The 26,231-nt window shown below is 63.6% G+C and carries 24 protein-coding genes; 13 read left to right on the forward strand and 11 right to left on the reverse strand.

Annotation, left to right across the window (positions count from 1 at the left end; all coding sequences use genetic code 11):
* Positions 1-61: 61 nt before the first annotated feature.
* Together ACTJKX_RS11970 and ACTJKX_RS11975 are read right to left on the reverse strand one after the other, a co-directional pair.
* Complete coding sequence (locus tag ACTJKX_RS11970) at positions 62-718, reverse strand: TetR/AcrR family transcriptional regulator (protein WP_394307904.1); 657 nt, start codon at positions 716-718, stop codon at positions 62-64.
* Positions 719-802: 84 nt separating this feature from the next.
* Positions 803-1,315, reverse strand: a complete 513-nt coding sequence (locus tag ACTJKX_RS11975) for a DUF1176 domain-containing protein (RefSeq protein WP_440725395.1) — start codon at positions 1,313-1,315, stop codon at positions 803-805.
* 36 nt (positions 1,316-1,351) lie between these two features.
* Between ACTJKX_RS11975 and ACTJKX_RS11980 the strand changes: the two genes are divergently transcribed.
* Positions 1,352-1,588, forward strand: coding sequence for a hypothetical protein (locus ACTJKX_RS11980; RefSeq protein WP_440725396.1), 237 nt, complete (start codon positions 1,352-1,354; stop codon positions 1,586-1,588).
* A 135-nt stretch (positions 1,589-1,723) separates the two neighbouring features.
* Positions 1,724-2,074, forward strand: coding sequence for a hypothetical protein (locus ACTJKX_RS11985; protein ID WP_311942010.1), 351 nt, complete (start codon positions 1,724-1,726; stop codon positions 2,072-2,074).
* 83 nt (positions 2,075-2,157) lie between these two features.
* Here the strand turns inward: ACTJKX_RS11985 and ACTJKX_RS11990 are convergent, their stop codons facing one another.
* Genes ACTJKX_RS11990 through ACTJKX_RS12010 form a run of 5 tightly spaced genes read right to left on the reverse strand, consistent with a single transcriptional unit; the run spans position 2,158 to position 7,237 of the window.
* On the reverse strand, positions 2,158-3,270 hold the full coding sequence (locus ACTJKX_RS11990; RefSeq protein ID WP_394307909.1) for an ABC transporter ATP-binding protein: 1,113 nt from the start codon (positions 3,268-3,270) through the stop codon (positions 2,158-2,160).
* A 42-nt stretch (positions 3,271-3,312) separates the two neighbouring features.
* A complete protein-coding gene (locus tag ACTJKX_RS11995; RefSeq protein WP_440725397.1) occupies positions 3,313-4,137 on the reverse strand; it encodes a sugar phosphate isomerase/epimerase family protein in 825 nt (274 codons plus the stop codon).
* Between the two features lie 4 nt (positions 4,138-4,141).
* Positions 4,142-4,975: a carbohydrate ABC transporter permease gene (locus ACTJKX_RS12000; RefSeq protein WP_440725398.1), complete on the reverse strand. Its 834-nt coding sequence runs from the start codon at positions 4,973-4,975 to the stop codon at positions 4,142-4,144.
* Positions 4,972-5,895: a carbohydrate ABC transporter permease gene (locus tag ACTJKX_RS12005; RefSeq protein WP_440725399.1), complete on the reverse strand. Its 924-nt coding sequence runs from the start codon at positions 5,893-5,895 to the stop codon at positions 4,972-4,974. Before ACTJKX_RS12005 ends, ACTJKX_RS12000 begins: the two co-directional genes overlap by 4 nt.
* A 4-nt stretch (positions 5,896-5,899) precedes the next feature.
* Positions 5,900-7,237, reverse strand: coding sequence for an ABC transporter substrate-binding protein (locus ACTJKX_RS12010; RefSeq protein WP_440725400.1), 1,338 nt, complete (start codon positions 7,235-7,237; stop codon positions 5,900-5,902).
* A 194-nt stretch (positions 7,238-7,431) separates the two neighbouring features.
* Here ACTJKX_RS12010 and ACTJKX_RS12015 point away from each other — a divergent pair, with 194 nt between their 5' ends.
* The gene (locus tag ACTJKX_RS12015; protein WP_440725401.1) at positions 7,432-8,571 is read left to right on the forward strand and encodes a Gfo/Idh/MocA family protein; all 1,140 of its coding nucleotides are present in this window, start codon (positions 7,432-7,434) and stop codon (positions 8,569-8,571) included.
* A 15-nt stretch (positions 8,572-8,586) separates the two neighbouring features.
* Here ACTJKX_RS12015 and ACTJKX_RS12020 read toward each other — a convergent pair whose 3' ends face one another.
* A complete protein-coding gene (locus ACTJKX_RS12020) occupies positions 8,587-9,336 on the reverse strand; it encodes an SDR family oxidoreductase (protein ID WP_440725402.1) in 750 nt (249 codons plus the stop codon).
* 111 nt (positions 9,337-9,447) lie between these two features.
* On the opposite strand from ACTJKX_RS12020, the gene ACTJKX_RS12025 reads away from it, so the two are divergent.
* Together ACTJKX_RS12025 and ACTJKX_RS12030 are read left to right on the forward strand one after the other, a co-directional pair.
* Positions 9,448-10,368 carry a LysR substrate-binding domain-containing protein gene (locus ACTJKX_RS12025; protein ID WP_440725403.1) on the forward strand — a complete coding sequence of 307 codons (921 nt, stop codon included), beginning with the start codon at positions 9,448-9,450 and terminating at the stop codon, positions 10,366-10,368.
* A gap of 34 nt (positions 10,369-10,402) precedes the next feature.
* Entirely contained in the window at positions 10,403-11,311 is a 909-nt protein-coding gene (locus ACTJKX_RS12030; RefSeq protein WP_440725404.1) for an aldo/keto reductase, read from the forward strand.
* Between the two features lie 86 nt (positions 11,312-11,397).
* On the opposite strand, the gene ACTJKX_RS12035 is transcribed toward ACTJKX_RS12030, so the two are convergent.
* A complete protein-coding gene (locus ACTJKX_RS12035) occupies positions 11,398-11,742 on the reverse strand; it encodes a hypothetical protein (protein ID WP_394309470.1) in 345 nt (114 codons plus the stop codon).
* On the opposite strand from ACTJKX_RS12035, the gene ACTJKX_RS12040 reads away from it, so the two are divergent.
* The 8 genes from ACTJKX_RS12040 to ACTJKX_RS12075 all read left to right on the forward strand — a co-directional run bounded on the left by ACTJKX_RS12040 (position 11,629) and on the right by ACTJKX_RS12075 (position 23,471).
* Positions 11,629-15,543, forward strand: coding sequence for a PAS domain-containing protein (locus ACTJKX_RS12040; RefSeq protein ID WP_440725405.1), 3,915 nt, complete (start codon positions 11,629-11,631; stop codon positions 15,541-15,543). The two genes, ACTJKX_RS12035 and ACTJKX_RS12040, sit on opposite strands and share 114 nt — an antisense overlap.
* Positions 15,544-15,915: 372 nt before the next feature.
* The gene (locus ACTJKX_RS12045; protein WP_311941985.1) at positions 15,916-17,166 is read left to right on the forward strand and encodes a sarcosine oxidase subunit beta family protein; all 1,251 of its coding nucleotides are present in this window, start codon (positions 15,916-15,918) and stop codon (positions 17,164-17,166) included.
* Positions 17,167-17,177: 11 nt separating this feature from the next.
* Entirely contained in the window at positions 17,178-17,456 is a 279-nt protein-coding gene (locus tag ACTJKX_RS12050) for a sarcosine oxidase subunit delta (RefSeq protein WP_311941983.1), read from the forward strand.
* The gene (locus tag ACTJKX_RS12055; RefSeq protein ID WP_440725406.1) at positions 17,453-20,434 is read left to right on the forward strand and encodes a sarcosine oxidase subunit alpha family protein; all 2,982 of its coding nucleotides are present in this window, start codon (positions 17,453-17,455) and stop codon (positions 20,432-20,434) included. Before ACTJKX_RS12050 ends, ACTJKX_RS12055 begins: the two co-directional genes overlap by 4 nt.
* Complete coding sequence (locus ACTJKX_RS12060; protein WP_311941979.1) at positions 20,427-21,026, forward strand: sarcosine oxidase subunit gamma; 600 nt, start codon at positions 20,427-20,429, stop codon at positions 21,024-21,026. The genes ACTJKX_RS12055 and ACTJKX_RS12060 overlap by 8 nt, the downstream gene beginning before the upstream one ends.
* 102 nt (positions 21,027-21,128) lie before the next feature.
* On the forward strand, positions 21,129-21,491 hold the full coding sequence (locus ACTJKX_RS12065; protein WP_394307926.1) for a MerR family transcriptional regulator: 363 nt from the start codon (positions 21,129-21,131) through the stop codon (positions 21,489-21,491).
* Positions 21,488-22,087 carry a short chain dehydrogenase gene (locus ACTJKX_RS12070; RefSeq protein ID WP_440725407.1) on the forward strand — a complete coding sequence of 200 codons (600 nt, stop codon included), beginning with the start codon at positions 21,488-21,490 and terminating at the stop codon, positions 22,085-22,087. The genes ACTJKX_RS12065 and ACTJKX_RS12070 overlap by 4 nt, the downstream gene beginning before the upstream one ends.
* Before the next feature lie 124 nt (positions 22,088-22,211).
* On the forward strand, positions 22,212-23,471 hold the full coding sequence (locus ACTJKX_RS12075) for an MFS transporter (RefSeq protein ID WP_440725408.1): 1,260 nt from the start codon (positions 22,212-22,214) through the stop codon (positions 23,469-23,471).
* A 146-nt stretch (positions 23,472-23,617) separates the two neighbouring features.
* Here ACTJKX_RS12075 and ACTJKX_RS12080 read toward each other — a convergent pair whose 3' ends face one another.
* Together ACTJKX_RS12080 and ACTJKX_RS12085 are read right to left on the reverse strand one after the other, a co-directional pair.
* Positions 23,618-25,213, reverse strand: coding sequence for a peptide ABC transporter substrate-binding protein (locus ACTJKX_RS12080; protein WP_440725409.1), 1,596 nt, complete (start codon positions 25,211-25,213; stop codon positions 23,618-23,620).
* Between the two features lie 144 nt (positions 25,214-25,357).
* Positions 25,358-26,230, reverse strand: a complete 873-nt coding sequence (locus ACTJKX_RS12085) for a DMT family transporter (RefSeq protein ID WP_440725410.1) — start codon at positions 26,228-26,230, stop codon at positions 25,358-25,360.
* Between the last annotated feature and the right edge of the window lies 1 nt (position 26,231).

Raw genomic sequence — 26,231 nt, forward strand, 5'->3', positions numbered from 1 at the left:
CCGACACTCCGCACATCCTGCACTTCCTAATACAAACGCAACTGTCGTGTTAGAGCTCGCCTCAAAATCCCAGGCTGAGCTGCTGGGGCTTGTCGGTCTTCTTGCCCGGCTTGTCGTCGACCAGGGGCTTGAGCATCTGAGCCAGCCGCTTGGCCAGCGCCGATGGATCGGCCTCGGCGAGGGAGGAATTGGCGATCACGTCGCGCATCAGGGCGACGCCGGCGATCAGGGCGAGGAACAGGGCGGCGCGTTCCGGCTGGTCCTTGCCGGGCAGGCCGGCGGCAAGCGGGCGTTCGAGTTGCGCCGCGACGGTTTCGCGCAGGATTTCGGCGGCCCTGGGGTTGGAGGCCGAGTGCAGCATCAGCCGGAAGGGATCGACGCCGGTGCTCTCGCCGGGAGAGCTGGCCACCATCGCCTGCGCCACCCGGTCGGCAAGGGAGGCGGCGTCGCCTTCGAACAAGCTGGCATCGGCGCAGGCGATCTTGGCCGCCTCGGCGAACATTTCTTCCTTCGAACCGAAATAGCGATTGACCAGGATGGCGGTGACGCCGGCTTCTCCCGCGATTTCGCGCAGGCCGACGCCGTCATAACCCGCGCGCGAAAAGGCGATCAGGGCCGATTGCAGAATGGCCTCGCGCGTTGCCGCGGCATTGCGTGGGCGCTTGGCCTTGGGCGCGGGGCTCGATTGGGAGGGATGGAGTGCTTTCTTCCTGGCCATGCCCGCGCCTGCAATGATTTCGGGGCCGCAGGAGTATACGTGCGTAGAGGCAGGCGCAAGGCTCCCCCTCCTGCGATCCACCGTTCATATTGCAGGCTTGGCGGGAGGGGAGGTCCGCACCAGCCGATCGTCCATGTAGAGCCAGGCGGCAACGGCGCCGGCCAGCGAGACATTCACCGCGAGGCTGCCGTCCGCTGCCTGCAATTGCAGGGAATGGTGTTGCCGCAGGGTCTGGGGCAGAGATGACCTTGCATCGAGGACGAGAGTAGCCTCGGCCAGCCCCCCTTCTTCTTCGGGAGCCGAGAAGGTGATCGGGTCTGCGAGGGCCCCGACGGGCTTGCCATCCGCCAGAAGGACATGAGGCCGGCCGGCAAGGGCACCGGTCGGATCGGTCACCGCGAAGCGAACCTCCATTGGTGCCGAGACGTGGCGGCGGATGCTGACATAGCCTTTCGCATCCGGGTCGCCTGCGGCCAGGCCGGTGGCCTGGCACTGGTGGTTTGCGTCGCAGCTTACCTGCCAGTCCTTGAAGGTCTCGGCCGTGGCCGAACCGGCGAGCAAGACGGTCGTGACGAAGGCGATTGAAAGGCGGCGCATGAGAGCTTTTCCGGATGTGTTGGCACTCTCGTGATCATGCCGGTCAAGATCGGCGTCCGGGAACGGCAAGGTCCGGTCTTTGTTGGCCTTTTTGAGCGCGGACCCGGCGGTGATGTACGGGTTTTTCCGTTGCAAGGCGACGACTCAAGACGGCAGAATTTCATGCGCGCCTGCCGGCCCGGAAAATGCCCATATGACGGATTTATGCAACTCTGCCCGAATTATGACTTGTTTGCTCAATTTTTACGCGATGAAATCCAGGTAAATGAATAAAATTTAAAAGATGAATCGATTTCTATACCTAGGTTATGACGCGAATGCGCGCTATAGTTTTTGCACTGCCTTGACGGAACCATATGTGCCTCGTCGCGTTCAATCGAGCGGGGCCAGAAACGATAGGGTGGAGCCATGAAAGAAAGCCGTGCCGCCGTCTTCTCGGTCGAGGAACTGGAATTCCTGCGCACGCAGGCCGATGACTATGGCTGGTATGTATGGACGGAAGAGACCCGTCCGATAATCGAAGGCCTTTGTGCCCGCCGGCTGATGGCGGCCAATGGTGATTTCAAGGTGGTGCCCAAGGATGGACAGCACCGGGCCAATCTCGAGGGGCATGCGCCTCGGGCGGCGGATGCGATGCTGCGCTACTACGAATTGATCGGCGCCGGGCGCATGGCCTTCCATATGGTGCAGCACCCACGCCCCGCCATGACAGGGGCGCCGCTTACCGAATTGCGTGGCAGCCACGCTCTGCATGGCTGAGCGATAGGACAGGACGCAGGGAGAGGAAGCGGACGTTTTGTACTGTCCGCCGTGGCTTTTTGCGCCTTTGCGGTCCGGGTCTTTCAGGCGGCATTTGCGGCCAGGTGCGGCAGGGCCGTGCCGTCCGGCCCGAAGACGTGGGCTGAGTCGCGATCGATCCGCAAATTGACCTTGCTATGGGCTCTTACAGGGTTCTTGCCGTCGGTCTGCACCACCAATGTCTGCCCATCCGCGATGGCCGTATGAAACACGGTCAGCCCGCCCAGATGCTCGACGATGCTGGTCGTGCCGGCGATGGCATCGCCTGCGTCGTCGGCTCCGTTCAGGAGCGTGATGTGTTCGGGCCGAATGCCGAAAGTGACATCGGAACCGACTTTCAGGCCGCCGGCCGAGACGGGCAGAGTGACGCGTTTGCCTCCCGGCAGGGATAGGCTCAAGCCCCTCGCGTCGATTTCGACGATCCGGGCCGGCAGCGTGTTCATGCGCGGCGAGCCGATGAAGCCGGCCACGAACAGGTTGCGAGGATGGTTGTAGAGCTCGAGCGGTGCTCCGATCTGCTCGATCCGGCCGCCATTGAGCACCACGATCTTGTCCGCCATCGTCATGGCCTCGACCTGGTCGTGGGTGACGTAGATCATCGTCGCCTGGAGCTGTTCGTGCAGGCGCATCAGCTCGATGCGCATCTGCACGCGCAGGGCGGCGTCGAGATTGGAGAGCGGCTCATCGAACAGGAAGACCTTGGGATTGCGCACGATCGCGCGGCCGATGGCGACACGCTGGCGCTGGCCGCCGGAAAGTTCCTTGGGACGACGCTGGAGCAGAGGCCCGAGCTGGAGGGTTTCGGCGGCCGCCTGCACCTTGGCCGCGCGTTCGGCCTTCGGCACACCCTCGATGCGCAGCGCAAAGCCCATATTGTCGGCAATGGTCATGTGCGGATAGAGCGCATAGCTCTGGAACACCATGGCGAGACCGCGCTTGGCCGGCGCGATGTCGTTGGACAGGCGGCCGTCGATGAGCAGGTCGCCGCCGGTGATCTTTTCCAGCCCCGCGATCATGCGCAGCAGGGTCGACTTGCCGCAGCCGGAGGGGCCGACGAAGACCACGAATTCGCGGTCCTCGACCTCGAGGTCGACGCCCTTGATGACCTCGACGGCGCCATAGGATTTGCGCAATCCCTTGAGATTGACGGTGGCCATCTCGGCGTTCTCCTTTACGGGTTCGTGCTGCCGGTGCGCAGTTCAGATGCCGGCGAGGCGCAGTGTTTCGCGATTGGCCCTGACGGCGGCGGCGGGATCGGCAGCCGCGACGTCGGATTCTTCCTCGAGCACCAGCCAACCGTTGAAGTTCGGCCCGGCGGCCACGATGTCGACCACGCTCCTGAGGTCGCAGACGCCCTGTCCCAGCATGCGCCAATGGCCCTCGGCATCGACATCCTTCAGATGCAGATAGCGGATGCGATCCTGGTAGGTGCGCAGCGTGTCGAGGATATCCTGGCCCCCGCGCAGGATATGGCCGGTGTCGGGCACCCAGCCGACCAGGGTCGGGTCCAAAAGGGCCATGATGCGGTCATAGTCGGCCCGTGAGCTCAGGAGCGTGTCGTGATGCGAGCTCGGATGCACGGCGACATCGACGCCGACGATACGGCCGAGTTCGCCGGCACCATTATAGAAACGCCCTGCGACAGCGAATTTGTCATCGAGGGGGCCGGGGCTCATGATTGTGGCACTGCCCAACGACAGGATGGCGCCGGGAAAATGCGCGGTGAAGCGCAAGGTGCGGTCAACCATGGCGAGATCGGCCTCGACGGCATCGGCTTCGGTGAAGCCCGAGGAACTGCCGCAGGCAAAGGCGACCAGCGTCAGGCCATGGTCTGCCAATGCCCTGGCGAAGTCCTGCGGGCGGTCGGCATAGGGCGGGATCATGGTGTCGGTGATCTCGATGCCGGCATAGCCTGCCGCCGCGATGGCGGCGATGAGGTCGTCGGCATTGCCGGTCCAGGCCTTGCCGAGCATTTCCCAGGTGAAGGTCTGGCAGCCGGCCCTCAGCTTGGCGGTTTCATTCATGATGTCATTCCTTGACGGCGCCTTGAGTCAGGCCCTCGATGATGTGGCGCTGGAAGAACAGCACCAGGGCGATCAGCGGCACCGTCACCACCACCGAGGCGGCGGCCACGTCGCCCCAGGGCACGTAATAGAGGTTGGTGAAATTCGCGATACCGACCGGGATTGTCTGGTGCTCGATGGTCGAGGTGAAGGCGAGGGCGAACATGAATTCGTTCCAGGCCGCGATAAAGGCGAGCAGGCCGGTGGTGACGAGGCCCGGCAGGGACATCGGCAGGATGATGCGGACGAACAGGCCGATGACCCCGACGCCGTCCATGCGTGCGGCTTCGTCGATCTCGCGCGGCAGCGTGTCGAAATAACCGAACAGCACCCAGGTCACCAGCGGCAGCCCGAGCGCCAGATAGACGATGACGAGGCCGCTATAGGTGTCGAGGAAGCCGTAATTGGAGGCGGTGAGGTAGAGCGGGCCGACGATGGCGATCTGCGGAAACATCGAGACCGACAGCACCACCCCGAGTATGCCGAAGCGCCCCTTGATCTCCAGGCGAGACAGCGAGAAGGCGGCCAGTGCCCCGATGGCGAGGCAGAACAAGGTGGTGAGCCCGGCAACGATCACCGAATTCAACACATAGAGCTGGAATTTCTTGACGAAGAAGACATTGGCATAATGTTCCAGCGTCGCTGGCGAGGGCCAGAAGCTCGGCACCGGATCGGTCAGCGCCTTGTCGAGCTGCAGTGAGGTGGAGAACTGCCACAGGAACGGGCCGGCCGACCAGACGAGAAGCAGGGCTGCGCCGGTGTAGACGATGGCGAGGCGCAGGATCTCGCGGGCCGTCATCCCTGCCTCCTGAGCTGCGCCACGATGAAGATGCCGAAGCCGATGGCGATCAGCGTCTCGGTGATGAACATCGCAGTGGAGAGCGCCGAGCCATAGCCGAACTGCAGGGTGGAGAAGAGCACCTTGTAGCTCAGGGTCGACAGGGTCTCGGTGGAGTCGGCCGGGCCGCCGCCGGTGAGGACATAGACCAGGTCGAAGATGCGGAAGGCATCGAGGGCGCGGAACATGCCGGCGATCAGCAAGGTCGGCAGCAGCAGGGGCAGACGCACATGCCAGAAGATACGCCAGGCCGAGGCGCCGTCCATCTTGGCGGCCTCGGTCAACGAGCGCGGCACCGTCTGCAGTCCCGCCAGCAGCAGCAAGGCCATGAAAGGCGTGGTCTTCCAGACGTCGGCGATGATGATGGTGTCGAGGGCATGGTCGACCGAGCCGTACCAGTTGATGTTGCCGTCGATCAGCCCGACGGATTTGAGGAGGTAGTTGATCAGCCCGTGCTGCCCATCGAACAGCCAGCCGAACATCTTGGAGGTGACCACGGTGGGCATGGCCCAGGGCACCAGCATGGCGGCGCGCACCAGCGAGCGGCCGACGAAGGGTTCGTAGAGCAGGAGGGCCATGGCGAGGCCGAGCACGGTTTCGAGCGCCGTCGACGCCGCCGTGAACAACACCGTATGCCGCCAGGCGTTCCAGAAGGCGTCGTCGCCCAGCAGCGCGCGATAATTGGCCAGGCCGACGAAGGCATCTTCCTGGGTGACCAGGGAGGTATTGGTCAGCGACAGCCAGACCCCGTTGACGATGGGATAGACCGAGACCGAGCCGAGCGAGATCAGCAGCGGCAGGATCAGCAGCCAGGGCGCCAGGTCCAGGGACCGCAGGCCAGCCCCGAGGGGAGGACTGGCCGCGGAGGCTTCAACGCTCATTGCGTCATCCCGCGACGATCGAATTGATCTTGGTGCTGGCGGCCTCCAACTCGGCCTTGATATTGCCGCTGACCAGCGCCTTCGACACGCCGGACTGGATGGCGAGGGTGACCTGCGCATATTTCGGGGTGACCGGACGCGGGGTCGCGCCGGTGAACACCGATTTGAGCTGCTTCATGAAGGGCTGTTCCTTGCCGAGCTGGGCATCCTCGAACACCTCGGGGCGGGTGGGCGCAATGCCGAGCTGCAGGGCGAACTGGAGCTGGGTGGCGGGCGAGGACATCCAGGTCAGGAATTCGATGGCCGCTTCCCGGTTCTTGGTGTTGGCATTGACGCCATATTGATAGCCGCCGAGGCAGGCTGCGCTCTTGCCGCCGGCGAAATGGGGCAGGGGCACCACGCCGACCTTGTCGACCACCGAGGACGCGGCCTTGTCCTGCGCGATGGCATAGACATAGGACCAGTTGCGCAGGAAAGGTGCGCGGCCGGCCGTGAAGGGCTGGCGCGAGGGTTCCTCGTCCCAGCTCAGCACGTCGGAGGGGCTGATCTTCGTCTTGTTGATGGTGTCGTAGAGGAATTGGACGGCTGCCACCGCCTTGTCGTCGCTGAGTGCCGACGACTTGCCGTCGGGGGCGAGGATCGAGCCTCCATTGGAGGCAATGGCTTCCACGAGATCGCAGACCAGCACTTCGGCCTGCTTGCCCTGCCAGAGATAGCCGAAATCGGCCTTGCCCGACTTCTGAATCTCCTGCGCGGCCGCAGCGAGTTGGTCCCAGGTCTCCGGCGGCTTGGCGCCGATCCCTTCCAGGAGATCCTTGCGATAGAACAGCATGCCTGAATCGACATACCAGGGCAAAGCGGTGAGCTTGTTGTTGTAGGTACAGGCCGCCACCAGGCCAGGGAAGAACTGGCTCTGCACCGAGGCGTTGAAATATTCGTCGAGCGGCAAGGCCCAGCCGGCGCCTGCAAACTCGGCGATCCAGACCACGTCCTGGGTAAAGACGTCGGGCGTGCCGGTGCGGCGCGCGAGCTGCTGCACCAGCGCCGTGTGCACTTCGGTGGAGGAACTGGGCGGTGGCAGCTCGACATAGGTAACGTGGATCTTGCCCTGCGACTGGTTATAGGCGTCCACCACCTGCGCCATGGTCTGCTTGCCGAAGAATTTGGCGCTGGCGAAGGTGATTTCCGTGCGGTCGGCGGCACGGGCCCGCTTGGGCAGGCCGAGTGCCAGGGCACCCGCGGCGAGGCCCGCTCCCTGCAGGAAGGTGCGCCGGCTCGGCGCCACCGATCCGGATTGCGAAGCCCCGGCAGCCGGGGTCGAGCGTGACTGAACGTCCGACATCACAAGTCCTCCCTTTGTTAGGTGAATGACCACCCTGATTTTGAGGGCATGCTTGGCCTGGGCCCGCGTACTGTCAAGGACAAATTGTCATTTCCGTTCAAAAAATTTCATTCAAACACAAAGTTTCTCGTGTTTACTTTCTAAATTAATGCAAAAATGAGCAACCAAGCTGGAATGGATGGCGGAGGAGACGCATGGGTAAACTCGGCATCGGTGTGATCGGATGCGGCAATATCTCGATGACCTATCTGCGCAACGCCGCGCTTTTCCCAGGCGTCGAATTGAAGGCTTGCGCCGATATCTCAGCGGAATCCGCTAAGATCAGAGCCGAGGAATACGGCATTCGCTCTCTCGGCGTGGAAGAACTTCTTGCGGACGACGAAGTCGACCTCGTTCTCAACCTGACGATTCCGGCCGTCCATTTCGAAGTGTCGATGGCGGCCCTTGCCGCGGGCAAGCATGTCTTCACCGAAAAGCCGCTTGCCGTTACGGCTGCGGAGGGTCGGAGGCTGGTCGAAGAGGCTCGCCGGCGCAATCTGGCGATCGGTTCTGCGCCCGATACCTTTCTCGGTGCGGCAGGACGAACGGCTCGCCGTTTGATGGCGGAAGGGGCGATCGGCCACCCGACCACGGGCACCGCCTTCATGATGACCCGCGGCATGGAGCATTGGCACCCCAATCCGCAATTCTACTACCAGCCCGGCGGTGGCCCGGTCCTCGACATGGGCCCTTACTACCTGACCATGCTGGTCAATCTGCTGGGACCGGCCCGCCAGGTTGCGGCGATGGCCACGACCGGGCAGGCGGAGCGGCTGATCACGGCGCCCGGGCCGAACCAGGGCACGAGCTTCGCCGTCGGTACGCCCACCACCCTGATGGCCCTGGTCGAGTTCGCCGGCGGCGCCATCGTCAATGTCGGCATGAGTTGGGATGTCTTCCGCCATTCCAACCAGCCGATCGAACTGCATGGCAGCGAGGGCTCGCTCAGCCTGCCCGACCCCGACACGTTCGGCGGCACTCTTGCCCTCAGCCGCAAGGGCGAGCCCTGGCAGGACATCAATACGGCCGCCATGACCTATGGCGGCCTGAACTGGCCCTACGCCGCGCCCGACCGAGCGAATTATCGCATGCTCGGAGTGGCCGATCTCGCTCGCAGCCTCAAGGAAGGGCGGCGGCCTCGGGCTTCCGGCGACCTTGCGCTGCATGTGCTCGAGATCATGGAGGGCATCCTGGAGGCGGCGCGCTCCGGAAGGCCGGTGTCCATCGAAGCCGGGGGCGTCCAGCCCCCGGCCCTGTCGGAAGACGAGGCGGCGAGCCTCGGGCGGGAAGAATAGGATCGCTGCCAGTGCTCAGAGCGTACCCATGCCGCCATCGATCATGAGTTCGCTGCCGACCGTATAAGCCGCTTCGTCGGAGGCCAGGAACACCACGGCCTTGGCGATTTCGCTGGCCTCGCCGAAGCGACCGGCGGGAACCAGGCCCTTGATGCTGTCGGCGACGTTCTTCAGATCCTGCTCGGCAAAGCCGAGCTTGCCATAGAGCGGCGTGGCGATCGGGCCGGGGCTGACGGCGTTCAGGCGAATGCCGCGCCCGATCAACTCGCCCGACAGGGTGCGGATCAGCGACTGCAGCGCAGCTTTCGACGCGGCGTAGACGCTGGAATTCGGCATGCCGATATGGGCGTTGACCGAGGTGTTGAGCACGATCGAAGCCGGATTGGCCAGGATCGGCAGCAGCGCCTGGATCAGGAAATAAGGGCCCTTCACATTGATGTCGAAGACCTTGTCGAAGGCGGCCTCGCTCCAGTCCGCCAACGGCTTGAGCTGGGCGATGCCGGCATTGACGAAGAGGATGTCGAGACCGCCAAAGGCCTCGGCGATGGTCTCGGCGAGCCTTTTCTGGCCGGCGACGTCGGCTGCATCCGACTGGATGACCAGGACATTTTCGCCCAGTTCCTTGCGGGCGGCCTCCAGCGTTTGGGGATTGGTGCCGGTCACCGCGATGCGGGCGCCTTCCGCCAGGAATTGGCGGGCGGTTTCCAGGCCTATGCCGGTGGTGCCGCCGGTGATGAGTGCACGCTTGCCCGAAAGTCTGTTCATGATTGCCGTTCCTCGTTCATGGGAGACGCTTTGGATGGGGCGAATATGGCGCAATCGTCATGTTCGGAGTATACTGCCGATATTGGTTCTATCTTCCGGGATTTCCGAACAATGAAACTGGACGGGATCGCAAGTTTCGTTGCGGTCGCCGAGGCCGGATCGATCAGCGAGGCAGCACGCAGCCTGCGCCTGTCGAAATCGGTTGTGAGCGAGCGGCTGGGTGACCTGGAGCGGAGTGTCGGTACGATATTGCTTCATCGTACCACACGGCGATTGTCGGTGACGGAAGATGGAGCCGCTTTTCTGGAACGCGCCAGGCGGATCCTCCGCGAGGTGGAAGAGGCGGCTGCGGATCTGGCCGAGCGGCGCGGCACCCTGGCCGGCCCGATACGGATTGGTGCGCCGATCACCTTCGGGCGCCTTCATCTCGGCCCCGCCTTGTTTCCGTTCCTGGCGGCGCATCCCCAGGTCGAGCTCATCCTCGATCTTGACGATCGCCGCGTCGACGTCTCCTCCGGTGCTTATGACGGTGTCATCCGGCACGGTACCATCGCGGATACGCGGCTGATGGTCTGGCGTCTCGCGCCGAGCCAGCGTCTGCTGGTGGCGTCGGCGGAATATCTGGATCGCGAGGGGATGCCGCGTTCCATCAGTGAGCTCGATCGTCACAAAGGGCTGTTCTATTCGAACCGCGGGGCTGCCGATTGGCGTTTCCTCGGGCCTGATGGCGTCGAAATCGTGCGGGCCAAGGTCGCCTTGCGTGTCAACAATGGCGATGTGATTCGTGACGCTGCGCTTGCCGGCCTCGGCATCGGGCTGCTGCCCACATTCATCGTCGGACCCGAGATTCGCGCCGGAAGGCTGAAAGTCATCGACATCGGTGTCCGGCCCGAGCCGGAATTCATCTTCCTTGCCCATCCCGAAGGACGGCGGCCTTCCGTCAAGCTGCGGACGCTGGCTGAGCATCTGAAACGCAGTTTCGGCGATCCGCCTTATTGGGAGGAGGGGATGTCCAATACGACCTCCGCTTGATAGAAGTGACGCGTCGTGACTGCGAGATCCCGAGATGAGCGACCTGCCGGCACCCGAACCGATCCGTCCCCTCGGCCGCAGTGGCATGTCGGTCAGTTCGGTCGCCTGGGGCATGTGGCGCTTCGGCGGTGAGGATCTTGCTTCGGCCCAGAAGCTGGTGGAGACCGCGCTCGAGGCCGGCGTCACGCTGTTCGATACCGCCGACATCTACGGCCCGTCCGACCTCGGCGGCTTCGGCGTTGCCGAAAGCCAACTCGGCCGCGTGCTCGAGGCCAGCCCCGGATTGCGCCGGCGCATGGTGCTGGCGACCAAGGGCGGTATCGTCTTCGGCACGCCCTATAATTCCTCCGCCGCTTATCTCGCCTCGGCCATCGATGCGTCGCTGAAGCGAATGCAGGTCGATCGCATCGATCTGTGGCAGATCCATCGCCCTGATATCCTCACCCATCCCGGTGAAATCGCCAGGGCCCTCGAGGAGGCGCATCGGGCCGGCAAGATCGCCGCCATCGGCGTGTCGAACTATACGGCTGCCCAGACGCAGGGCCTGGCGGCCTGCCTCAGCCTGCCCATCGTCAGCCACCAGCCCGAATTCTCGGCCCTCAAGCTCGATCCGCTCCAGGATGGAATTCTGGACCAGGCGATCATGAACGACATGGCGGTGCTGGCCTGGTCGCCCTTGGCGGGCGGGCGGCTTGCCCTGCCGCAGGATGAACGGGCGCGGGCGGTAGTTGGCTTGTTCGATGCCAAGGCGGAGCAGGCGGGTGTATCCCGCACGGCGGTGGCCTTGAGCTGGCTGATGGTGCATCCGGCACGAACCATTCCGATCGTCGGTACCCAGAACCTCGACCGCGTCCGGGAGATCCCGCAGGCCTATCTGCCGCGCTGGAGCCGACAGGAGTGGTATGCGGTGCTCGTGGCTTCGCGCGGAGAGCGCCTGCCCTAACGGCGCCTCGCCCCTGCTCGACGACCTCGGAAGAAGAATGACCGGCAGCCCGGTGCTTCCCGAATGTTTCTGCCGGGCGCGCTGCGTCATACACAAAACACTGCTGAAAAAGGGCACAAATTCTCGCAGTGCCATTTGGCAATGGCGCCGCTTCTCAGTACCATTCTCACACTTTGAATGCTGATGATTTCGCTCGCGCAGGTGAGATCCGCCAGATGAAGATAGACGCCGGGCTTGGCTTCGGTCGCCTTGATGCGGTCGTACTTCCGGGTGACGTGGCACTGCTTCGCCATGTCGTCGAGCAAGCCGGCGTCGCCATGGCGTTGATCGGCCATGACGGCCGGTTTTGTTATGCCAATCCTGCCTTTTGTCGCCTCACCGGTTACCAGGCCGCCGGCTATGTCGGCATGACTTTTGCCGACTTCGCTCATACGGACGATCGCACCGGTTTCTCTTGGGATGGCCGGAACGAGGACGGCGTGGAGCGCCGCTATCGCCGGCATGACGGCACAGTCTTCACCGGCTTAACCAGTCTCTCCCGGCTTGGCGCGCTGGACGAAGCCTCTCCCTTTGCCGCGATTGTGCAGATCGTGGCCGTCAGGGACCAGAAGCCGGACGAGGCCGGCCTCGCCGAGGCGGAGTGGCGCTGGCGCCAGGCCCTGGAAGGCTCAAGGCAAGTCGTGTGGGACTTCGACGTGCCCAATGAAATGGTGTGGGTGTCGTCGCACTGGCGCACCATGCTCGACCTGCCGGACGAAGAGCGCGTGCATTCGATCGGCAACTGGCTGAGCAAGATGCATCCGGACGATCGTGCCCGCATGGCGGAGGCGGCAGGACGTGTCGGGCGCGATGGCAATCGGGACTTCGACGCGACCTATCGATTGAGGCACAATGACGGTCGCTGGATCTGGGTGGTCAGCCGCGGAAGGGCGGTCGAGTACGCACCGGATGGCACGGTCAAGCGTATGATCGGGACCATTGCCGACATCACCTACCAAAAGGAAATGGAGGAACGTCTTACCGCTGTTTCGGAGCGGTTGGAGGTCGCCGTTCAAGCCGGCGGAATCGGCATCTTCCACGTCGATTACCCCTCGGGCCTCCGGCATTGGGATGCGCGAACCTACGCGCTTCACGGCGTGACGCCCGAGACGTTCGGCAACACGCTGGAAGAGTTCTTCGGCCTGCTCTCGCCCGAGGATGCCGCGAGGGTCGACCGCATTCGCCAGAGCGCGCTGCAGTCGGGTTCGCACTATCAGCTCGACTATCGCGTCCGGTGTGCAAGGACCAACCGGGTGCGCCATATCCGTTCCACGGTCAGGCTGATCCGCGGCGATGATGGTGCCTTGACACATGGAACCGGTGTCTGTTGGGATGTCACCGATGATGTGGAGCGCAACCAGAGGCTGCACGACACGCTGGTCCTGCTGCAGGCCGTGATGAACGGCACGCCCGATCTGATCTATGCAAAGGATCGTGACGGCCGCTACGCTCTGGTCAACCCCGCGGTCGAGAGATTGATGGGCCGGTCGAGCGGCGAGATCCTCGGCCGCTCCGATACAGACATCTTTCCGGCCGAGATGGCGCGCCGCCTGATCGAGAACGACCGCCATGTGATGCAGAGCGGCGAGCCCTCCACGATGGAGGAAACAGCCATGCTCGGCGGCGTGTTGCGCACCTATTCCTCCACCAAGGCGCCGCGGCGCGACGAGCGCGGCGAGATCACCGGGCTGATCGGCATCTCCCGCGATATCACCGATGCCAAGGTCGCGGAGGAGGCTCTTCGACATAGCGAAATGCGTTGGCAATTCGCGCTATACGGCTCGGGAGATGGGGTCTGGGATCAGAATCTCGAGACGGGGGAGGTGTTCTATTCGCATCAGTGGAAAGCGATGCTGGGCTACGACCAGGACGAAGTCGGGACCAGCGCCAGCGAGTGGTCCGACCGTGTACATCCGGAGGACCTGCCGCGGTGCCGGGCCATCATTGAAGCCCATCTGCGCGGCGAGACACCGGATTTCGCCATAGAGAACCGCCTGCTGGCCAAGGATGGCAATTGGCGCTGGATCTATGATCGCGGCAAGGTGATCGAGAGGGCGGCGGATGGGCGTGCCTTGCGCATTATCGGCACCCATACCGACATCACTGCGCGCAAGGAGGCCGAAAGCGCCATCCTGGCCCTCAACCAGCGACTGCAACTGGCGATCGAGGCAGCTGGCGTCGGCGTCTTCGAATATGATTTCGCCTCCCAGCGCTATACTTGGGACGATCGCCTGCACCGGCTCTATGACATGCCGCCCGACAGCTATGACGGCAGCCGGCAGGCCTGGCTCGATCGCATTCACCCCGATGACGTGGCCGCAATCACGCGCGAATATGACAGGGCAATGCGTGAAGGCACGCTGTTCGACATGGAGTTCCGCCTGCGGGACCGGCATTCCGGCAAGATCCGCCACATCCATTCGCTGGCCCGGGTGATCCGCGACGAGGCCGGCAGCCCGATCCGCACGGTCGGCATGGATTGGGATGTGACCGAGCACAAGGAACTGGTGGAGGCGCTGTTCGAGGAAAAGGAGAGGCTGCGTATCACCCTGCATTCGATCGGCGAAGCCGTGATCTCGACCGATGCTCATGCCCGGATCACGTTCATGAATCCCGGTGCGGAAGAAATGACGGGATGGCCCGGTCCGGATGCGGTTGGCAGGCGCCTGTCCGAAGTGTTTCGCATCGTCGATGAAGCCACCGGTGAACCCCTTGCCGACCCGGTGGAAACCTGCCTGGCGCGGATGCGCCCCTATTATCTCAGTGACGGTGCCGTGTTGCTGCGGCGGGACGGCGAGCGGCGCAGCGTGCGCGATTCCGCTGCGCCCGTGCGCACGGCCTCGGGTGAAATCATCGGCGCCGTGTTGGTCTTCCAGGACGTAACCAAGGCCCGCATCCTGCAGCAGGCTCTGGAACACTCGGCCAATCACGACAGCCTGACCGGACTTCCCAACCGTTCCGCCTTCGAGCGCGAGATCCGCCTGTCACTCGAGCAGGCGCGCAAGGGTCAGCATCGGCACGTGCTGTGCTTCGTCGACCTCGATCGCTTCAAGATCGTCAATGACAGCGCCGGGCATGCCGCCGGCGATGCGCTGTTGCGCGAAGTCGCCAATCTGATGCGCCGCGTCTGCCGGACGGAAGACGTACCCGCCCGCCTGGGTGGTGACGAGTTCGCTCTTCTGCTGCGTGACTGCTCTGTCGTGGAGGGAGAGGCGATTGCGCAACGGTTTCTGCGCGGTTTGGCTCAGTTGCGCTTTGCCTGGGATGGCCGGACCTATCAGATCGGCGCCAGCGTGGGGCTGACCCGGATCGATGCGGAGGCGCCAAGGCAGGACGAGTTGATGAGCCAGGCCGATATAGCCTGCTATACCGCCAAGACCTCGGGCCGCAACCAGCTTGCCGTCTATGGCGATGGGGAGAGCAAGACCCATCGCAACCACAGCGAGATGCGGGTGGCAGACGGCATTCGCCACGCGATCGAAGCCAACCGCTTCCGCCTCTATGTCCAGCAGATCTTCGATCTTTCCGGGCGGGAAGGCAGGCAGCGGCATTTCGAGATCCTGCTGCGCATGCTCGATGATGCCGGCAACATCGTCGAGCCGGCTGCCTTCATCCCGGCCTCCGAACATTACGACCTGATGGGCAGTATCGACCGCTGGGTCATTCATGCCACGTTCCGCCGCTATGGTCCCCGCTTGCTCGACGCCGGCGATATCTCCCTCGCCATCAATCTCTCTGCCAATTCACTAAACGATCCCTTCCTCTGGCCGCTGCTGCAGGAGGAATTCGCTCAATCGGGCTTGTCGCCCCGGCGCATCTATTTCGAGATTGCCGAGACGGCGGTGATCAACAATCTGACGGCCGCGCAGCAGTTCCTTTCCAAGGCGCGCGCTGCCGGCTGCGGCGTGATGCTCGATGATTTCGGCAAGGGGCTGTCCTCGTTCACCTATCTCAGGCAGTTCTCCGTCGATGGTCTCAAGATCGATGGCGACTTCATCCGGCAGATGGCACGGAGCGACGTCGACCGCACCATCGTCGAATCGATCAACATGGTCGGCCACCGGTTGGGAACCATTACGGTGGCCGAGCAGGTGGAGGATGAGGAGACATTGACCCTATTGCGTGCCATCGGTGTCGATCGTGCCCAGGGTTTCGTTCTTGCCCGCCCGCAGCCGCTGGACACCCTCTTTTGAGCCTGCATGCCGTGGCAGGCGGTCCGAAACGCCCATGCCCGCAGCAGCGGCGGCCTGACGAACCGGTTGCTTGTCGGCGACCGGCATTCGTGGTGAAACTTTTTTCCTGGCATTAAAGTAGCAAAAAATCTTGCACGCGCAGGAATAATCTTTCACTGTGGGTAACAGGCTGCTATGCGTAATAACAATACAGCCCGTATTCGCAAAGGGCAGAGGGATCCATGATTCTCGACGACAAGCGCTGATCGTGCCGGTGTGGCCTGGTCTTGGAAGTGGGCGCCTGAGCAGCATGCTCTCGAATCCACCTCTCGCTAGGCGACGAAGCGACCGGACGACCGAAGTTTTCCGCACTCTTCCCCGGCAAGAAGATCGATGCATTACTCCCTGTTCTCCCTTCTCAAGAATGCCCTGAATGGCCACCGTGGCTGGACGCCGACCTGGCGTGACGCCGAGCCGCGGCTCAACTACGACGTGATCATCATCGGCGGCGGCGGCCATGGCCTGGCGACGGCCTACTATCTCGCCAAGAATCACGGCATCACCAATGTCGCGGTGATCGAGAAGGGCTGGATCGGTGGCGGCAATGTCGGTCGCAACACCACGATCGTGCGCTCGAACTACATGCTGCAGGGCAATATTCCCTTCTATGAGCACGCCATGAAGCTGTGGGAGGGCCTGGAGCAGGACCTCAACTACAATGCCATGATGAGCCAGCGCGGCGTGCTGAACCTCTATCATTCCGATGCCCAGCGTGATGCCTTCGCCCGTCGCGGCAACGCCATGCGCCTGAACGGCGTCGATGCCGAATTGCTGGATCGCGACGGCGTCAAGGCGATGGCGCCCTTCCTGAATTTCGACAATGCCCGCTTCCCGATCCAGGGCGGCCTCCTGCAGCGGCGCGGCGGCACGGCGCGCCATGACGCGGTGGCCTGGGGCTATGCCCGCGCCGCCAGCGACCGCGGCGTCGACATCGTCCAGAATTGCGAGGTGACGGGTTTCGTCCGCGAAGGCGGGGCCATCGTCGGCGTCGAGACCACCCGCGGCACCATAAGGGCCAAGAAGATCGGCATGGCGGTGGCGGGCAATACCTCCAAGGTCGGCACCATGGCGGGATTGCGCCTGCCGATCGAGAGCCATGTGCTGCAGGCCTTCGTCACCGAGGGGCTCAAGCCGTTGATCCCGGGCGTGATCACCTTCGGCGCCGGTCATTTCTATGTCAGCCAGTCCGACAAGGGCGGCCTGGTCTTCGGCGGCGACATCGACGGCTATAATTCCTATGCCCAGCGCGGCAACATGCCGGTGGTCGAGGATGTCTGCGAAGGCGGCATGGCGGTGATGCCGATGATCGGCCGCCTCCGGTTGCTGCGCAGCTGGGGCGGCATCATGGACATGTCGATGGATGGCTCGCCCATCATCGACAAGAGCGGCATCGACGGCCTCTATCTCAATTGCGGCTGGTGCTATGGCGGCTTCAAGGCCACGCCGGCCTCGGGCTGGTGCTTTGCCCATCTCATCGCCAAGGATCAGCCGCACGAGGTGGCTGCCGCCTATCGGCTCAATCGCTTCGAGACCGGAGCGGTGATCGACGAAAAGGGCCAGGGCGCCCAACCCAATCTTCACTGAGGCACGGTTCGATGCGGATTGCCTGTCCCTATTGCGGTGCGCGCGGCGTGCACGAATTCACCTATCTCGGCGATGCCGGGCTCACGCGGCCGGATGCCTCGGCGCCCGACGCCGGCAAGAACTTCTATGAATATGCCTATTTGCGCGACAACCCCGAGGGCGCGCATGAGGAGTTCTGGTATCACGGCTCGGGCTGCCGTTCCTGGCTCAAAGTCCGGCGCAACACCAAGACCCACGTAATCGAGAAGGCGGAACTGGTGATGCCTCAAGCTTTGGGAGCCGCATCATGAGCGAGGCCGTTTCCTTTCGTCTGCCTTCCGCCGGCCTGGTCGATCGCAACAGCACCGTGCGGTTTCGTTTCGATGGCAACAGCTATGAGGGCCTGAGCGGTGACACGCTGGCTTCTGCCCTGCTTGCCAACGGTGTCCGCCTGGTCGGGCGTTCGTTCAAATATCATCGCCCGCGCGGCATCTTCACGGCTGGCCCTGAGGAGCCGAACGCGCTGGTGGAACTGCGCAGCGGCGCCCGGCGCGAGCCCAACACCAAGGCCACCACCATCGAGCTCTATGATGGCCTGGAGGCGGCGAGCCAGAACCGCTGGCCTTCGCTGAAATTCGACCTGCTGTCGGTGAACCAGCTCGCCAGCCCGATCTTCGTCGGCGGCTTCTACTACAAGACCTTCATGTGGCCGGCTGCCCTGTGGGAGAAGCTCTACGAGCCGATGATCCGCCGCGCGGCGGGCCTCGGCAGCGCCAGCCAATTGCCGGACCCGGATCATTACGAGAAGGCCGCCGCCTTTTGCGACGTGCTGGTGATCGGCGCGGGTCCTGCTGGCCTGATGGCAGCCTTGGAAGCCGGCCGGGCCGGTGCCCGCGTGATCCTGTGCGACGACGATTTCCGGCTGGGCGGGCGGTTGCTGGCCGAGCGGCATGAGGTCGGTGGCAAGCCGGCTGCTGCCTTCGCCACCGATATCGAGGCAGAACTCGCTGCCATGCCCGAGGTGCGCATCATGCGCCGGACGCAGGTCTTCGGTGTCTATGACACCGGTACCTATGGCGCCCTGGAGCGGGTGTCGGATCATCTCCCGGTGCCGCCCGCCCACCAGCCGCGCCAGCGCCTGTGGCACATCATGGCCAAGCGCTGCATCAACGCCATGGGCGCCATCGAACGCCCCATCGTCTTCGGCGGCAATGACCGGCCGGGCGTGATGCTCGCCTCGGCGGCGCGCAGCTATCTCAACCGCTACGGCGTGGCGCCGGGCCGCCAGGCCGTGGTGTTCACCACCAGTGACGATGGCTGGCGCACGGCGGCCGATCTCGTGGCTGCCGGCGTGACCGTGGCCGCTATTGTCGATCCGCGCTCGCAGGTCGATGCCGCCGTGTCGGGCTGGGCCGGCAAGGCGGGAACGCGCACCTTGCTCGGGGCGAGCGTGACAGATGCCAAGGGCGGAGCCCAGGGTATCAAGTCGGTCGAGGTGATCGCCGGGCGCAAGCGCGAGACGATTTCCGCCGATTTCCTGGCAGTTTCCGGCGGCTGGAACCCGCAGGTCGCCCTCACCACGCATAAGGGCGCCCGGCCGCGCTGGTCCGACGAGTTGGCGGCCTTCGTGCCGGGCGATCTGCCCGAGGGCATGACGGTGGTCGGCGCCGCCAATGGCGACTTTTCCCTCGGCGCCTGCCTGCGGGCTGGTGCGCAAGCCGGCAGGGTCGCAGCCGGCGATTGCGGTTTTTCCGCCGGGCAGGCTCCTATCCCCGCCTGCGACGACGAGCCTGTCGGCCTCAAGCCGCTCTGGCATGTCGCCGAGACGAAGAGCAAGGCCTTCGTCGACCAGCAGAACGACGTCACGGCCAAGGACATCGAGATCGCCCATCGCGAAGGCTTCCGCTCGGTCGAGCATCTCAAGCGCTACACCACGCTGGGCATGGCCACAGACCAGGGCAAGACCTCGAACATACCGGGCCATGCCATGATGGCGGGCCTGCTCGGTCGTTCGATGACGGCGGTCGGCACCACGGTTTCGCGGCCGCCGCATTTCCCGGTGGCGATCGGCGCCTTGGCAGGGCCGCATCGCGACAAGCATTTCAAGGCGACGCGCCTCACGGCGGGCCATGAATGGGCGATGGCCAACGGCGCCACCATGGTCGAAGCCGGCCAATGGCTGCGCCCGCAATGGTTTTCGCGCCCCGGCGAGAAGGACTGGCTGGAAAGCGTCTGCCGGGAGGTCAAGACCACTCGTTCGATCGTCGGCGTGTGCGATGTCTCGACGCTGGGCAAGATCGACATCAAGGGGGCTGATGCCGGCGCGTTCCTCGACCGCGTCTATATCAATACCTTCTCGACGGTCGCTGTCGGCAAATGCCGCTACGGCCTGATGCTGCGCGAAGACGGCTTCGTTATGGACGACGGCACGGCGGCCCGCTTTGCACCCGATCACTATGTGATCTCCACCACCACGGCCAATGCCGTGAAGGTGATGCAGCATCTCGAATTCTGCCGCCAGACACTCTGGCCCGAACTCGACGTCTCGCTCTCTTCGATCACCGAGCAGTGGTCGCAATATGCTGTGGCCGGGCCGAAGGCGCGCGAATTGCTGCAGAAGCTCTATGGCTCGAGCGCCGATCTGTCGAACGAAGCCTTCCCCTATATGGGATGTGCCACGCTGCAGCTCGGCAATGTCGGCTCGCGGCTCTACCGCCTCTCCTTCTCGGGCGAGCTTGCCTATGAGATCGCGGTACCCGCCCATTACGGCCTTGACCTCCTCAAGGCACTGATGGCGCTGGCCGAGGAGATGGGCGGCTGCGCCTATGGCACCGAGGCTCTCGGCGTCATGCGCGTCGAGAAAGGCCATGTCGCCGGCAATGAGCTCAACGGCCAGACCACGGCCCGCGATCTTGGCCTCGGCAAGATGATGTCGACCAAGAAGGACTATATCGGCCGCGTCCTGGCCCAGCGTCCTGCGCTGGTGGCGGCCGACAGGCCCGGCCTCGTCGGCGTCAAGCCGGTCAATCCGGCCGATCGCTTGCGGGCCGGTTCGCATTTCCTCAAGAAGGGGGCTGCGGCCGTCGCCGCCAATGACGAGGGTTTCGCAACCTCGGTGGTCTATTCGCCGATGCTCGAAAGCTGGATCGGCCTTGGCCTGCTCGCCAACGGTCCGTCTCGTCATGGCGAAGTGATCCGGGCCTATGATCCGGTACGCAACGGCGATATCGAGGTCGAAGTCATCTCGCCCATCTTCTTTGATCCTGAAGGGAGCCGTCTCCATGTTTGACGCAATGAGCGCGGGGCGTTTGGAGTCCCGTAGCGCCTTTGCCGGCCTGCTCAAACCGGTGGGAACGGGTGCAGGCGTCACCGTGCAGGATCGCTCGGGCCTGGAAATCGTCACCCTGGCCGCCCGTAAGGGCCAGGAAGGAGCGCTGGCGGCCCGCATGCAGGCCGCCTATGGCCTCAGGCTGCCAAACGGGCCCAAGCGGGTCGTGGCCGGCTCGCTCGCGGCGCTGGGCACCGGGCCGTCGGCCTGGCTGGTCACCCGCGAGGCAGGTGGGCCCAATTTGCTCGTCTCGGACCTGATCGAGGCGGTCGGCACACTCGCGTCGGTGACCGACCAGACCTCCGGCTATGCCGTGCTGCGGGTTTCTGGCCCGCATGTCCGCGATATGTTCGCCAAGGGGCTGGACATCGACCTGCATCCGCGCGCCTTCGCACCGGGCGATGCCGCCGTGACCGCGTGCTCGCATATCGGCGTGACGCTGTGGCAGCTCGACGAAACGCCGACCTACGAGATCGCCCTGTTTCGCAGCATGGCCGGCAGTTTCTGGCATTGGCTGAGCGACAGCGCCGCCGAATTCGGCCTGGCGGCGTAACGGGAGCCGCCGGCTCCCGATTGCGCGCCGAAGATCCTGCTTGACCTGGAGCCGCTCCAGATTGGTAGCCTGCCGGCAAAAGGTCGGATCGTGGGCAAATCCATGCGTATCTCGGAAGCGGCGTCCAGAAGCGGGCTGAGCATCGACACCATCCGCTATTATGAGAAGCAGAACCTGCTTCCAAGGATCATCCGGGGGCCCGGCGGCAATCGGCATTTCTCGGCGGAGAATGTCGAATGGCTCGTGCTGTTGTCATCGCTGCGCGAGACGGGCATGCCCATGAAGCGGATGCGGAACTTTGCGCGCCTCTATAGGGAGGGCGATGCAAAACTCGCGGAACGCAAGGAAATACTCCTCGACCACGTCATGCAGTTGGAGGAACGGCGAGCGGCTTTGGACCATTGCGCGGAACTCCTCGCCTACAAGCTCAAGCGTTACGATGAGATCGCCGGAGGCAAAGGATGAGGATCATCGTTGTCGGTGCCGAAGGCGATATCGGGAAGGCCGCCTGCAAGGAATTGGGATCTCGCCACGAGATCATCAGGGCTGGCCGGTCCAGCGGCGATGTTCGGGTCGACATGGCTGATCGAGCATCGGTCGAGGCCATGTATGCCAAGTGCGGCGCAGTGGATGCGGTTATCTCGACGGCGGGGAACGTTCATGTCGCTCGGCTTGGTGAGTATACCGAGGAGACCTTCATGCTCGGCCTGCGGCACAAGGTCATGGGCCAGGTCAATCTGGTGCTCGCTGGACTGGCCATCGTCAGTGAGGGCGGCTCTTTCACGCTGACCAGTGGTGTGCTCGACCGCGAGCCCATACGGATGGGTGTGGCGGGCGCCGCAGCCAACGGCGCTGTCGGAGGCTTCGTCCTCGGCGCTGCAATCGAAATGCCGCGCGGATTGCGCCTCAATGCCGTCAGTCCGGGGCTTCTGGACGTATCCGTGCCGCGATATGGCCGTTGGTTCCCCGGTCATGAGCCTGTTTCATCGAAACGGGTGGGGCTTGCCTATGCAAGAAGCGTGGAAGGAGCCATGACTGGCAAGGTAATCATCGTTGAATAGATATCTGCGGCACCATGGCAGAATTGGGCGACCCAACGTAGGCTAGATGCTAGAGTTATCCCGAACCCGTGGGTCTCGCGACAGCTTCCGTGCCTCATATCCCTAGGCAGGTCAGGGCTAGAACATGCCGCTGAGAACATGGTTTGGTGGGATAGGCGAGGCGTTCTCCGATCGCAATTTTCGCCTCTATTCCGTGGGATCCATCATTTCCTGGATCACCTACTTCGTTCAACAGATCGCGTTCTCCTGGGCGGCCTGGGAAATCACGCAGTCGGCCGTCTGGCTGGCGATCATTGCCCTCCTCTCCACTGTCTCCAATGTCCTGCTATTGCCTCTGGAGGGAGCTCTGGCCGATAGAGTCGACCGTTTCAGGATGGTGGTATCGGCCTATTTCTTCGATTTTCTCAAAGCCGTTGCGCTGACTGTCCTTGCCTATAGCGGCCACCTCAGCCTGCCCGTGATCTGCGCAAGCGCCATCCTCCATGGCATCATCCATGCTTTCAGCGTACCGGCCTCCTACGGCATGATGCCGCGCTTCATTGCCCGCGGGTGCCTGTCCTCGGCAATTGCCGTCAGCTCTTCCTATACGCAGTTCGCGGTCTTTGCCGGCCCAGCCATCGCCGGCTGGATTCTGGTACATTGGGGTGTGGCGGCGGCCTTCGCTACCAATGTTGCCGGTTATCTGGTCTACTTCGCGGTTGTCTGCTTCCTGCGCACGCCCGAGGGCTATCAGCAGCAGAAATCACCAAGGCGCTCCTTGCTGGGCGACCTCCCCGAAGGTGCACGCTACATCCTACAGCACAAGGGCATCCTCGCCTTGCTTTTGATGATGCTGGCCGGTGACGCGTTACTGGCGGCAGTCTATCAGTTGATGCCGGCTTATAGCGACGCGCTGCTCGGAGCGGGCGTCGGCGGTGTATCGATCCTGTTTGGCACCGGCGGTCTCGGCGCGACTCTCGCCGCCCTGTGGCTGGCCCATGGCGGGGCCCATCTGGCCACGCCGCTACGCGTATTCTGGGCCTTCCTCGTATTCGCGCTGGCTGTTTGCGGCCTGGCGGTCTCTTTCTCCCTTTTCTGGTCGATCGCCGCCATGCTGGCCTTCGGCTTTGCGGGCGAGACAGCCAGGACGGCCACCGTCTCGATCCTGCAGATCAGCGTCGACGACGGGCAGCGGGGACGGGTGATGAGCATGCGCTTCCTGCTGCAGCAGGCGGCCGGCGGATTGGGAACCCTGGCGATCGGAGGAATGGCCCAGCAGGCCGGCCTGCGGCTGTCTCTTTTTGCCGCGGCCATGATCGCGTTGGCCGTCTGGGCGATCGCCTGCCTCAAACGCGCGCGCATTCTGGCTTCCTTTCAGGTGGTACGTGAAGGGTCCGAGAGTTGACGGCTCCAGGCGATGGTGCGCGCGCCATGATCCAGGTAGCGCAAGCCGAAGTTGGCCTGCCCCGCGAGGAGCGTGTTTACGATCCTGGAAATGTCGTCTTCGACGCTCGCCAGAAAGGCAGGGCCGCATGACGCGAATTTGCCCAGTCACTCCTTGCTGAGAAACCGCGTCAGGTGCTCGTTGGCAGCGTTGTCCTGCCAGCCCTTCACCTTGCTCGAGACCAGCCAGAGATCGGCATTGGAGAGCAGGGGAGCCACAGGCTGGTCGCGCGCCAGGAGCGCCTCGGCATCCTCCAGAATCTTCAAACGCTTGGCCGGATCGGTTTCGGCATAGGATTTGGCGACGAGCGCGTCATAGTCCGGACTGGCGAAATGGGAATAGTTGAACGCCTTGTTGGCTGTCGTCGGTAGCGCGAGGAAGTTTTCGGCGTCGGCATAGTCGGCCACCCAGGCCGCGCGCGCTACCTCGAAGGCACCGCCGTCGCGCAGGAAGGCGTAGTGGGACTTGCTGTCCGAATTGAGCAGGGAGACCTCGACGCCGAGTGCCTTCCACATATCCGCCACAGCGGTGGCGATCCGGCGATTATTGTCGTTGGTGCCGAAACGGATGGTGAGCTTCAGCGGCTTGCCGCCCTCGCCGAATCCCGCCTGCTTGAGCAGGTCCTTGGCGGCGTCCTCACGATCGAGCTGAGGCTTGTCGGCGAAGTCCGGCTTGGCGGGGGTATAGCCGGGCAGGCCCGCGGGAACGAAGCTGTAGCTGCCGACGCGTGTGCCCGAAAAGATCTTCTCGGCCAGAAAATCGCGATCGACCGCCATCGACAGGGCACGCCGAACCCTGGCATCGTCGAAGGGCGGGGTGCGGGTGTCGAAGGCGTAATATTCATTGGTCAGGTTCGGCGAGACATGGACCTGATCGCCCACCTTCTCCTTGAGAAGTTTCAGCTGATCAGCCGCGAATTCGAAGGTCATGTCGAGCTCGCCCGCCAGGAAGCGCCGCTGGGCGGCGGCCTGGTCATCGATCGGATAGGAGATCACCTTGTCGATGCGGACATTGGCGGCATCCCAGTAACGCGGGTTCTTCACCAGCGTCACATGATCATTGGCGAGGTTCTCGGTCAGGGTATAGGCGCCGTTGGAGATCAAATTGCCAGGCTTGACGAAATCGGCCTTGAGCTTCTCGACCGAGGCCTGATGCACCGGCAGGGCGGCTTGATTGGCGAGGAGTTGCAGGAGATAGGGCGTTGGCCGTTCCAGCGTGATCTCCAACGTCCTGTCGTCGAGGGCCTTGACGCCGAGCGTGTCGACACCGGCCTTGCCGCTGTTCACCGCTTCGGCATTCTTAATCGGATAGAACAGATTGGCGAAGCTGGCCGCTTCCTTGGGATCTTCGAGCCGGCGGAAACTGAAGACGAAGTCAGCGGCCGTGACCGGATCGCCATTGGACCACCTGGCATTGGGGCGCAGCTTGAAGGTGTAGGCGAGACCGTCGGGGGAGATCGTCCAGCTTTCGGCTGTTCCCGCCGTGAGCTTGCCGGCAGCATCGAAAACGGTGAGCCCCTCGAACAGGTCCTTGAGGATGAACTGCTCGGCGATGATCGAGCTGTGGGTCGGATCGAGGGTCTGGGCCTCGGCGCCATTGCCTTTGTGCAACACGACCTCGGCAAGGGCGGGGCGGGCAGCACCCCCCAGGAGGCCGGCAGTGAGAGGAAGGACGAGGGCGAATAGTCTCAATGCGGACTTCATGCGGACTTCCCCCTATGGGTGTCCCGGCCGGTGCCGAGATTCGTGATGGGCCGAGTAAACTGGCTGGTCCGGCCCGCGGCAACCCTGGATATTTGCTGGGGGAAAGGGCTCGTCTTCACAGGTAGAGATCGTCTCGCAGGACTATCAGGCTGCCGTCCGGCGCAGCAGCAGGATGAGCCCCGCCGAGATGATGAAGGCGGCGCCGAGAAGAGTTATCGCATCCGGTACGTCGCCGAAGGCGAAATAGCCGACGATGGCGGCACCGACGAGTTCCGCATAGACGAGAGGCGCCAGGGTCGAGGCATCGGCGAGCCGAAAGGCGATGATCGAGAGCAGGTGGCAGACCGCCGAGATCAACCCGAGACCAGCAAAGAGGAGGAAATGATCGGTGGCGGGGGCAGACCAGGAAAGCACGGCTTGCGGCGTGAGGAGGGCTGCCCCAAAGAAACACTGGAAAGCCAGTGTCTTGACGGGGTCACTCTGCTGGGCCGCACGCCTGGTGGCGATCAGGTAGAAGGCAAAGCAGATGCCGGAGGCCAGGGCCAGCAGGATGCCGGGCTCGATGGTGCTGCCGGGCTGGAGAATGATGAGCGAGCCCACAAAACCCAGGGCGAGGCTGACGCCCTTGGCCGGTGTCATGCGTTCCTTGAGCACGACGATAGACAGGGCGACCGCCAGGATGGGACCGACGAAATAGGCGCAGAGTGCCGTCGCCAGCGGGATGCGGGCAATGGCCAGGAAATACAGGGTCATCGCCGCGACCAGGAAGACGGTGCGCGCGATATGAGAAGCCAGATGCTCCGACGGGAACATCCTCCGGCCATGGAGGAGGGCCGAGAGAGGCAGGACCGCCAGGCCCGCCACCGCATAGCGCGCCCAACCGATGAAGAAGGGCGAGTAGTCGGCGCTCAGATATTTGGCGATGCCGTCGACGGTCGGCACGCTCACCATCGCAATGATCATGGCCAGGATGCCGCGGACGGATCCTGTGGTTTCGGCAGAGGCAGGCATGGCCATG

The sequence above is a fragment of the Labrys sp. 22185 genome, assembly GCF_052045555.1.
Taxonomy (GTDB): Bacteria; Pseudomonadota; Alphaproteobacteria; order Rhizobiales; family Labraceae; genus Labrys; species Labrys neptuniae.

What these genes read in the sequence shown, in the direction of transcription:
- ACTJKX_RS11970 (WP_394307904.1), bottom strand. Translation starts at nt 718, where the DNA reads ATGGCCAGGAAGAAAGCACTCCATCCCTCCCAATCGAGCCCCGCGCCC.
- ACTJKX_RS11975 (WP_440725395.1), bottom strand. Translation starts at nt 1,315, where the DNA reads ATGCGCCGCCTTTCAATCGCCTTCGTCACGACCGTCTTGCTCGCCGGT.
- ACTJKX_RS11980 (WP_440725396.1), top strand. Translation starts at nt 1,352, where the DNA reads ATGCCGGTCAAGATCGGCGTCCGGGAACGGCAAGGTCCGGTCTTTGTT.
- ACTJKX_RS11985 (WP_311942010.1), top strand. Translation starts at nt 1,724, where the DNA reads ATGAAAGAAAGCCGTGCCGCCGTCTTCTCGGTCGAGGAACTGGAATTC.
- ACTJKX_RS11990 (WP_394307909.1), bottom strand. Translation starts at nt 3,270, where the DNA reads ATGGCCACCGTCAATCTCAAGGGATTGCGCAAATCCTATGGCGCCGTC.
- ACTJKX_RS11995 (WP_440725397.1), bottom strand. Translation starts at nt 4,137, where the DNA reads ATGAATGAAACCGCCAAGCTGAGGGCCGGCTGCCAGACCTTCACCTGG.
- ACTJKX_RS12000 (WP_440725398.1), bottom strand. Translation starts at nt 4,975, where the DNA reads ATGACGGCCCGCGAGATCCTGCGCCTCGCCATCGTCTACACCGGCGCA.
- ACTJKX_RS12005 (WP_440725399.1), bottom strand. Translation starts at nt 5,895, where the DNA reads ATGAGCGTTGAAGCCTCCGCGGCCAGTCCTCCCCTCGGGGCTGGCCTG.
- ACTJKX_RS12010 (WP_440725400.1), bottom strand. Translation starts at nt 7,237, where the DNA reads ATGTCGGACGTTCAGTCACGCTCGACCCCGGCTGCCGGGGCTTCGCAA.
- ACTJKX_RS12015 (WP_440725401.1), top strand. Translation starts at nt 7,432, where the DNA reads ATGGGTAAACTCGGCATCGGTGTGATCGGATGCGGCAATATCTCGATG.
- ACTJKX_RS12020 (WP_440725402.1), bottom strand. Translation starts at nt 9,336, where the DNA reads ATGAACAGACTTTCGGGCAAGCGTGCACTCATCACCGGCGGCACCACC.
- ACTJKX_RS12025 (WP_440725403.1), top strand. Translation starts at nt 9,448, where the DNA reads ATGAAACTGGACGGGATCGCAAGTTTCGTTGCGGTCGCCGAGGCCGGA.
- ACTJKX_RS12030 (WP_440725404.1), top strand. Translation starts at nt 10,403, where the DNA reads ATGAGCGACCTGCCGGCACCCGAACCGATCCGTCCCCTCGGCCGCAGT.
- ACTJKX_RS12040 (WP_440725405.1), top strand. Translation starts at nt 11,629, where the DNA reads ATGGCGTTGATCGGCCATGACGGCCGGTTTTGTTATGCCAATCCTGCC.
- ACTJKX_RS12035 (WP_394309470.1), bottom strand. Translation starts at nt 11,742, where the DNA reads ATGAGCGAAGTCGGCAAAAGTCATGCCGACATAGCCGGCGGCCTGGTA.
- ACTJKX_RS12045 (WP_311941985.1), top strand. Translation starts at nt 15,916, where the DNA reads ATGCATTACTCCCTGTTCTCCCTTCTCAAGAATGCCCTGAATGGCCAC.
- ACTJKX_RS12050 (WP_311941983.1), top strand. Translation starts at nt 17,178, where the DNA reads ATGCGGATTGCCTGTCCCTATTGCGGTGCGCGCGGCGTGCACGAATTC.
- ACTJKX_RS12055 (WP_440725406.1), top strand. Translation starts at nt 17,453, where the DNA reads ATGAGCGAGGCCGTTTCCTTTCGTCTGCCTTCCGCCGGCCTGGTCGAT.
- ACTJKX_RS12060 (WP_311941979.1), top strand. Translation starts at nt 20,427, where the DNA reads ATGTTTGACGCAATGAGCGCGGGGCGTTTGGAGTCCCGTAGCGCCTTT.
- ACTJKX_RS12065 (WP_394307926.1), top strand. Translation starts at nt 21,129, where the DNA reads ATGCGTATCTCGGAAGCGGCGTCCAGAAGCGGGCTGAGCATCGACACC.
- ACTJKX_RS12070 (WP_440725407.1), top strand. Translation starts at nt 21,488, where the DNA reads ATGAGGATCATCGTTGTCGGTGCCGAAGGCGATATCGGGAAGGCCGCC.
- ACTJKX_RS12075 (WP_440725408.1), top strand. Translation starts at nt 22,212, where the DNA reads ATGCCGCTGAGAACATGGTTTGGTGGGATAGGCGAGGCGTTCTCCGAT.
- ACTJKX_RS12080 (WP_440725409.1), bottom strand. Translation starts at nt 25,213, where the DNA reads ATGAAGTCCGCATTGAGACTATTCGCCCTCGTCCTTCCTCTCACTGCC.
- ACTJKX_RS12085 (WP_440725410.1), bottom strand. Translation starts at nt 26,230, where the DNA reads ATGGCCATGCCTGCCTCTGCCGAAACCACAGGATCCGTCCGCGGCATC.